Below are 6,623 nucleotides of genomic sequence, written 5' to 3' on the forward strand. Positions count from 1 at the left end.
CTCCTCCCCCGCCCCAGCGCCGAGAGCGACAAGTACCGCCGCGGCGTCGTCGGCATCGTCGCCGGGTCCGAGCGCTATCCGGGCGCCGCGGTGCTCGCCACCGGCGGTGCGCTGCGAGGTGGGGCGGGGGCCGTGCGGTACGTCGGGCCGGCCGCGGACGCCGTCATCGCCCGCTACCCCGAGACGCTCGTGCACGCCGGCCCTCCGCACAAGGCAGGACGCGTGCAGGCGTGGGTCGCCGGACCGGGGCTCGGGGACGATTCCCGCGCCCAGGAGGTGCTCGACGACGTCATCGCCTCCGACGTCCCCGTGCTCGTCGACGCCGACGGCCTGCGGCTGCTCGACCGCGACCGGACCCGGACCCGTACCGCCCCCACCGTCCTCACCCCGCACGCCGGCGAGGCCGCCGCCCTGCTCGGCGTGGAGCGCTCGGCGGTCGAGGCGGGGCGGCTCCAAGCCGTACGCGACCTGGCCCAGGCCTACGGGGCAACCGTCCTGCTCAAGGGCTCGACCACCCTGGTGGCCGAGGAGGACGCTCCGCTACGGGTCAACCCGACCGGCACCGGCTGGCTGGCCACGGCCGGCAGCGGTGACGTGCTCTCCGGCCTCACCGGCTCCCTGCTGGCCGCCGGCCTGGAAGCCCGCGACGCGGCAAGCGTCGGCGCGTACCTGCACGGTCTGGCCGGCCGCGAGGCCGCCAACGGCGCACCGGCCGGCGCCCACGAACTCCCGGACGCACTCCCGCGAGTGTGGCGAGACATCACCACAGCCTGAACCACAGCCTCACGACTCCCGCCGGAACCCACCCACCAGCACCCGCAGCATCATGATCACGCTCAGCACCAGCAGGTTGTACCCGAACACCTCATACAGCCGCAGCTGATCCGACACCTGCGGCCCCCCGCTACTCGCCAGCAGCACCACCGACATGATCCCGGTCGTCGCCGCCAGCACCGCCACCAACGCCTGGTGCAGCAGGCCCGACAGCACCCGCTGGTCCGCGGGGTCCGAGAAGATCCGCGTATTCACCGTGAATTTCCCCCGCTCCAGATCCGCCGTGATCCGGTCCGCCCGGCGCGGGAGCCGGCGCAGCAGCGGGAGCAGCGACACCAGCTCGTCCTCCGCGGCCTGCCGCAGCGAGGCCGGCCGCAGCTGAGCGGTGATCTCCCGGCTCGCGAAGGCGCGCGACTCGTTGACGATGTTGAAGCCCGGCGCCAGGTGCGCGAGCGTCCCCTCCAGCGTCGCCAGCGCCCGGAAGACCGCCGCCACCTCCGCCGGTACGGCGACACCATGCGCGGAGACGATGCGGAAGAGATCCGTGAACATCTCCACGTCGGGCATCAGCCCAGGCCCCAGGTGACGGGCCATGAAGCGCCCCAGGGAGCGCTCCAGCGACTCACCGTCCACCGCGTCCGAGCGGTCCATGATCTCGATGAAGGCGTCCCGCAGGCCCGCCGGATCGCGCTGGTCGATGCCGACCAGCAGCCGCTGCAGCGAGCCCTGCAGCTGGGTGTCCAGGCGGCCGACGGAGCCGAAGTCGAGGAGGGCCACCGAGTCGTCGGCGAGCAGCAGCATGTTGCCCGGGTGCGGGTCGGCGTGGAAGATGCCGTCGGTCATGACCTGGCGCAGCAGGGCGGCCAGCAGCGTACGGGCGAGGCCGTCGCGGTCGGTGCCGCGCTGGGACATGACCTCGTCGGCGCGGCCCAGCGGGATGCCGTCCAGGGCCTCCATGACCAGGACCCGGGACGTGGTCAGGTGCTGGTGGACCTTGGGGAGGCGGACCGGGGAGTGGTCGCCGCTCGCGGCCGAGACCGCCGCGAGGTTACGGGCCTCCACGTGGAAGTCGAGCTCCTCGCGGAGCGAGTCGGCGAAGCCGTCGGCGAGGTCGACGGCGCCGATGTTGCGGGCCCAGCCGAAGCGGCGCTCCAGGCTGGTGGCGACGCGGCGCACGATGTCGAGGTCGCGCTCCACGACCCGGACGATCCCGGGGCGCTGCACCTTCACCACCACCGCGGAGCCGTCGTGCAGCACCGCCCGGTGCACCTGGGCGATGGAGGCGGCGGCGAGCGGTTCGGCGTCGAACTCGGCGAAGTACTCCTCCGGGGCGGTGCCCAGCTCCGCATGCAGCTGCCGGCGGACCTCCTCCCAGGGCGCCGGCGGCACCTCGTTCTGCAGCTTGCTCAGCTCGTCGATGAACTCCTTCGGCAGCAGGTCGCGTCGGGTGGACAGCAGCTGGCCGAGCTTGACGAAGGTGACGCCGCTCTCCTCCAGCGTCCGGCGCAGCGCGGCGGCGAAGGCGGCGTTGCGCTCGGGGGAGTTGCGGCTGGGGCGGCCGGTCGCGTAGCGGGGCAGGCCGGTGCGGGCGGAGATGATGCTGACCTGCGTATAGCGCTTGGTGCGGTGGATGCGGCGGATGAGCTCCTTGGCCAGGCCGATCGGGCCCACGCCGCTGGGTACAAAGACCTCGAGGACGAGGAGTATCAGCATGGCCAGGGCCAGGGTGACCCCCCAGAAGACCGTCAGCAGGGACCATTCCTCGCCCTGTCCCATGAGCCGGCCCACCGTGGAGCCGCTGATCGCGATGGCGGCGACGGTGCACAGCACGATCCGCAGCACGCCCGACTTCAGGTTCAGCAGCCGCCGCGCGAGCAGCGCGGGTACGAAGGTGAAGAAGAAGCCGCCGGCGAAGGCCGGGATCAAGGAGGCGCTGCTCGGCGGCCCTTCACTCGGCTGTGCCAGCAGGGCGCCGGCGATCATGATGTCCATGCCGTCATCCAACGGGATGGGACACTGGCACCGATGACTGACACACCCCTCCGGCCGCACGCCCGCATCGACCTGGCGGCATACCGGGACAACCTGGCCGCCCTGCGCGAGCGGGCGCCCGGACGCGCCCTCATGGCGGTCCTGAAGGCCGACGCGTACGGCCACGGCGCCGTGCCCATCGCCCGCGAGGCGCGGGCAGCGGGCGCCGAGTGGATCGGCGTGGCCACCCCGTACGAGGCGCTCCAGCTGCGCGCCGCGGGCGACCGCGGCCGGATGCTGTGCTGGCTGTGGACGCCGGACGGGCCGTGGCGGGAGACCGTCGAGGCGGATGTCGACATCACCGTCAGCGCGATGTGGGCGCTCGACGAGGTCACGGCCGCCGCCAGGCAGGCCGGGCGCACCGCCCGCGTGCAGCTCAAGGCCGACACCGGCCTCGGCCGCAATGGCTGCCAGCCCGCCGACTGGCCGGAGCTGACCGCGGCCGCGCGGGCCGCCGAGGCCGAGGGCACGATCCAGGTCACCGGCGTCTGGTCCCACATGGCCTGCGCCGACGAGCCGGGGCACCCCTCCATCGAGCCGCAGATCGCCGCCTTCCGCGACGCGGTCGCCCGCGCCGAGGCCGCCGGCCTGCGCCCCGAGGTACGCCACCTGGCCAATTCGCCGGCGACGCTGAGCCTCCCCGAGACGCACTTCGACCTCGTCCGCCCGGGCATCGCCAGCTACGGCCTTTCCCCCAGCCCCGAGCTCGGCGTCCCCGCCGACTTCGGCCTCCGGCCCGTCATGACCCTCAGCGCGCCGCTCGCCCTGGTCAAGCACGTACCGGCGGGCCACGGCGTCTCCTACGGGCACCACTACGTCACCCCCGGCGACACCACCCTCGCCCTGATCCCGCTCGGCTACGGCGACGGCATCCCGCGGCACGCCTCCGGCGGCGGCCCGGTGCTGGTGGCGGGGAAGTGGCGGACGGCGGCCGGGCGGATCGCCATGGACCAGTTCGTCGTCGACCTGGGCGGGGACGCCGCGAGCGCCGGCGACGAGGCCGTGCTCTTCGGGTCCGGCGACCACGGCGAGCCGACCGCCGAGGACTGGGCGCGGGCGGCGGGCACCATCGGGTACGAGATCGTGACCCGGATCAGCGCCCGCGTGCCGCGCGTCTACGTGGGAAGCTCGGAAACATGAGTGAGGCGACACCGCCCGGTAATTGGGCGAGAGCGGGCCGCACCGCGGGATTCGCGGGCGCCGCGATAGGGGTCGTGGCCGCGGGGGCCGCGGCCGGTGTGGCGCTGGAGCGGATGACCGTCGGGCGCGGCATGCGGCGCAAGGCCCGGCTCGCGCTGGACGCGGCCAGCCCGTACGGAATCCTGCGCGGCCGCGCGGGCACGGCGCTCGCCGACGACGGCACCGAGCTGCACTACGAGGTCGAGGAGGTCGAGGACTTCCCGCTGGAGGGCGCGGTGCGGCCCAAGCGCCGCGGGCGCCGCTTCGGCCGCCGCTCCCCGGCGCCGCTGACCGTCGTCTTCTCGCACGGCTACTGCCTCAGCCAGGACTCCTGGCACTTCCAGCGGGCGGCGCTGCGCGGCATCGTCCGTACGGTCTACTGGGACCAGCGCAGCCACGGCCGCTCGGCCCGCGGCGCGGCGCAGCTCGAGGGCGAGCCGGTCGCCATCGACCAGCTGGGGCGCGACCTCAAGGCGGTCCTGGACGCGGCGGCTCCTGAGGGGCCGCTGCTGCTCGTCGGTCACTCGATGGGCGGCATGACGCAGATGGCTCTCGCGGGTCAGTATCCGGACCTGGTGGCCGAGCGGGTCGCGGGCACCGCCTTCGTGGGTACGTCCGTGGGCGGGCTCGGGCAGGTCAACTTCGGGCTGCCGGTGGCCGGGGCGCGCGCCTTCCAGCGGCTGGCGCCCGGCGTGCTGAAGCTGCTCGGCGGCCATGTGGGGCTGGTGGAGAAGGGGCGGCACGCCACCTCCGATCTCTTCGCCGGCATCATCAAGCGCTATTCCTTCTCCGCCCACGACATCGACCCGGCCATCTCCCGCTTCGCCGAGCGGATGATCGAGGCCACGCCGATCGACGTGGTCGCGGAGTTCTACCCGGCCTTCGGCGAGCACGACAAGGCGGACGCGCTGGCGGCTTCGTACGCGGACCGCCCATCGCTGGTCCTCTGCGGCGACAAGGACCTGGTCACCCCGCCGGAGCACAGCGACGTCATGGCCGAGCTGCTGCCGGACGCGGAGCACATCATCGTCGAGGACGCCGGCCACCTGGTGATGCTGGAGCACCCGGAGCGGGTGAACGACGCCCTCGTCGCGCTGCTGGCGCGGGCGAGCGCGTACGGGGCGGCCGAGCTCGGCCGCGGGCGCCGCTCCACGCGGGGGCAGGCGGAAGGCGCCTCGGAGCAGAGCCTTTAGGGCCTGGCCTAACATCGGCGGCATGGACCAGCAGCTCAATTCGTCCGCCGTCACGGCCCGTATCACCGTCAAGTCCGCCGACCGCATGCAGGAGTTGGGCCGGGCCCTGGCCGGGCTGCTGCGGGCCGGTGACCTGGTGCTGCTCACCGGTGAGCTGGGCGCCGGGAAGACGACGCTGACCAGGGGCCTCGGGGAGGGGCTGCAGGTGCGCGGCGCCGTCACCTCGCCGACCTTCGTCATCGCCCGGGTGCATCCGTCGCTGGCCGGCGGCCCGCCGCTGGTGCACGTGGACGCGTACCGGCTGCCCGGCGGCCTCGACGAGATGGAGGACCTCGACCTGGACCTCGCGCTGCCGGAGTCGGTGGTCGTCGTCGAGTGGGGCGAGGGCAAGGTCGAGGAGCTCTCCGAGGACCGGCTGCACCTCTTCATCGAGCGCGGCGGCGAGGGCGACGACGTCCGCGAGGTGACGCTGGTCGGTACGGGGGCCCGCTGGGCGGGCGCGGACCTGGCGGCATTGGGCGCCTGAGCAGCGCTCCTGTAGGTTCCGCCGAATTTACCGACAGGCCGTCGGGAACTCATTGCACGCCCTGCCGCTCGCGTGTTCCCCTGGAAGGGAAGCGCTAGGAGGCAGTCATGCCGCAGGACCCCGTGGACCGAGCACCGTCGATGGCTCAGCTGCTCGCCGCGAACGCGGCGGCGGAGGCGGTCTCGACGCCGCCGGCGGACGAGGAAGAGGAGCGCGCCGAGCGTCCCGTCGCTGAGGAGAGGGACGCCGCGTAGCGCTTTCGGGTGAATCTCTACTTCACGACCACGACCGGCACACCGACCGTCGCGAACTTCCACATCGCGTTGCCGTCGTCCCGGTCGGAGCGGATGCCGCCGGTCTTCATGCCGGGCGGCGGGCTCTTCGGCATCGAGCCGTCCACGGCCGCGCTGAAGCCGACCACCACGGGGCCGACGTTCGCGAAGCGGACCACGTGCTCGACGGGGACCCCGTCGGAGCCGGTGACCTTCTGGGAGCGGGTCGTCACCTTGTACGTGCCCGGCTCGGGGCTCACATTGCTGGGCGCCACGCGGAAGCTGCGCACCAGTTTCTCGTTGGCGCCGACCAGCCAGACCCGCTTGGCACCGAGCGAATAGACGACCCGCTCGCCCTTCCCGGAGACGGCCGGCACCCGCTTGGAGCTGCCGGTGTCCGAGCGGCCGGTCTCGCTGCCGCGCGGGGAGGGGGTGCCGGAGGAGCTCGCCCCGGCCTTGTCGGGTACGGGATCGGGGGCCGCGGCCGCCTGGTAGGCGAGGAATCCGACGACGGCCAGCGCGGACGCCGTCAGCGCGGCGACAACCTTCCCCGAACTGGACACGCTTTCCCTCTTCTCCTGGACCAGCCCCTGCTTTAGGCCGACGGTACTGCAATCTTCATGGGGAAACCCCCGGACCCCCCGGCAG

The 6,623-nt window shown here is 73.4% G+C and carries 7 protein-coding genes; 5 read left to right on the forward strand and 2 right to left on the reverse strand.

Annotation, left to right across the window (positions count from 1 at the left end; translation table 11 throughout):
* On the forward strand, positions 1 to 774 hold a 774-nt coding region (locus tag G5C51_RS38635; protein WP_165245038.1), incomplete at its 5' end, for an NAD(P)H-hydrate dehydratase.
* 9 nt (positions 775 to 783) lie between these two features.
* Here the strand turns inward: G5C51_RS38635 and G5C51_RS38640 are convergent.
* Positions 784 to 2,766 carry an ABC1 kinase family protein gene (locus G5C51_RS38640; protein WP_240930216.1) on the reverse strand — a complete coding sequence of 661 codons (1,983 nt, stop codon included), beginning with the start codon at positions 2,764 to 2,766 and terminating at the stop codon, positions 784 to 786.
* 33 nt (positions 2,767 to 2,799) lie between these two features.
* Here G5C51_RS38640 and alr point away from each other — a divergent pair, with 33 nt between their 5' ends.
* The 4 genes from alr (at position 2,800) to G5C51_RS38660 (ending at position 5,957) form a co-directional block, all read left to right on the forward strand.
* A complete protein-coding gene (gene alr / locus G5C51_RS38645; RefSeq protein WP_165245040.1) occupies positions 2,800 to 3,945 on the forward strand; it encodes an alanine racemase in 1,146 nt (381 codons plus the stop codon).
* Positions 3,942 to 5,177 carry an alpha/beta fold hydrolase gene (locus tag G5C51_RS38650; RefSeq protein WP_165245042.1) on the forward strand — a complete coding sequence of 412 codons (1,236 nt, stop codon included), beginning with the start codon at positions 3,942 to 3,944 and terminating at the stop codon, positions 5,175 to 5,177. The genes alr and G5C51_RS38650 overlap by 4 nt, the downstream gene beginning before the upstream one ends.
* A 22-nt stretch (positions 5,178 to 5,199) precedes the next feature.
* Complete coding sequence (tsaE, locus tag G5C51_RS38655) at positions 5,200 to 5,703, forward strand: tRNA (adenosine(37)-N6)-threonylcarbamoyltransferase complex ATPase subunit type 1 TsaE (protein ID WP_165245044.1); 504 nt, start codon at positions 5,200 to 5,202, stop codon at positions 5,701 to 5,703.
* Positions 5,704 to 5,810: 107 nt separating this feature from the next.
* Entirely contained in the window at positions 5,811 to 5,957 is a 147-nt protein-coding gene (locus G5C51_RS38660; RefSeq protein ID WP_165245046.1) for a hypothetical protein, read from the forward strand.
* A 17-nt stretch (positions 5,958 to 5,974) separates the two neighbouring features.
* On the opposite strand, the gene G5C51_RS38665 is transcribed toward G5C51_RS38660, so the two are convergent.
* Positions 5,975 to 6,538, reverse strand: coding sequence for a hypothetical protein (locus tag G5C51_RS38665; RefSeq protein ID WP_338118474.1), 564 nt, complete (start codon positions 6,536 to 6,538; stop codon positions 5,975 to 5,977).
* Positions 6,539 to 6,623: the final 85 nt, after the last annotated feature.

Source organism: Streptomyces coryli (assembly GCF_011044975.1).
Classification (GTDB): domain Bacteria; phylum Actinomycetota; class Actinomycetes; order Streptomycetales; family Streptomycetaceae; genus Streptomyces; species Streptomyces coryli.

Excerpts from the sequence above, each read along its gene's own strand:
- G5C51_RS38640 (WP_240930216.1), bottom strand. The coding sequence starts at position 2,766 with ATGGACATCATGATCGCCGGCGCCCTGCTGGCACAGCCGAGTGAAGGG.
- alr (WP_165245040.1), top strand. The coding sequence starts at position 2,800 with ATGACTGACACACCCCTCCGGCCGCACGCCCGCATCGACCTGGCGGCA.
- G5C51_RS38650 (WP_165245042.1), top strand. The coding sequence starts at position 3,942 with ATGAGTGAGGCGACACCGCCCGGTAATTGGGCGAGAGCGGGCCGCACC.
- tsaE (WP_165245044.1), top strand. The coding sequence starts at position 5,200 with ATGGACCAGCAGCTCAATTCGTCCGCCGTCACGGCCCGTATCACCGTC.
- G5C51_RS38660 (WP_165245046.1), top strand. The coding sequence starts at position 5,811 with ATGCCGCAGGACCCCGTGGACCGAGCACCGTCGATGGCTCAGCTGCTC.